Source organism: Halomonas sp. AOP43-A1-21 (assembly GCF_052376775.1).
GTDB lineage: Bacteria > Pseudomonadota > Gammaproteobacteria > Pseudomonadales > Halomonadaceae > Vreelandella > Vreelandella colorata.
Genome location: NZ_JBQSWC010000105.1, coordinates 1 through 487 on the forward strand (window position 1 = coordinate 1; position 487 = coordinate 487).

Here is a 487-nt window from a genome sequence, read left to right on the forward strand (position 1 = left end):
GAGGATCCATGAGCCGTCCCCGTTACACTGAAGAATTCAAAATCGAAGCCGTTAAACAGGTGGTAGAGCGTGGCCATCGAGTTGCCGAGGTCGCTGAGCGTTTGGGCGTGTCAGGCCACAGCTTGTACCACTGGATCAAGCGCTACGATAAGCCGGTAGAACAACGGCAAGAAGACGATGATCTCCAAGCTGAAAACCGTCGTTTAAAGGCTGAATTAAAACGCGTGTCAGAAGAGCGAGATATATTAAAAAAGGCCACCGCGTACTTCGCCAGAGAGTCCGACTGAGGTACGCGTTTATTCAAAAGCATGCGAGTCAATATCCGGTACGGCGCTTGTGCCGCATGATGGCCGTGCATCCTAGTGGCTACTATGCATGGTGTAAAAAAGCACTGTCTAATCGAGACCGGGATGATCAGCGTCTATTGGGATTGATCAAGCATGCGTGGCTTGAAAGTGGCGGTGTATATGGCTATCGCAAGGTCTAT

At 50.5% G+C, this 487-nt stretch carries 1 pseudogene; it reads left to right on the top strand.

Annotated features, from left to right (window positions below):
• Window positions 1-8: 8 nt before the first annotated feature.
• Window positions 9-487, top strand: a pseudogene (locus ACT3R7_RS20750) (transposase); the annotation flags it as partial.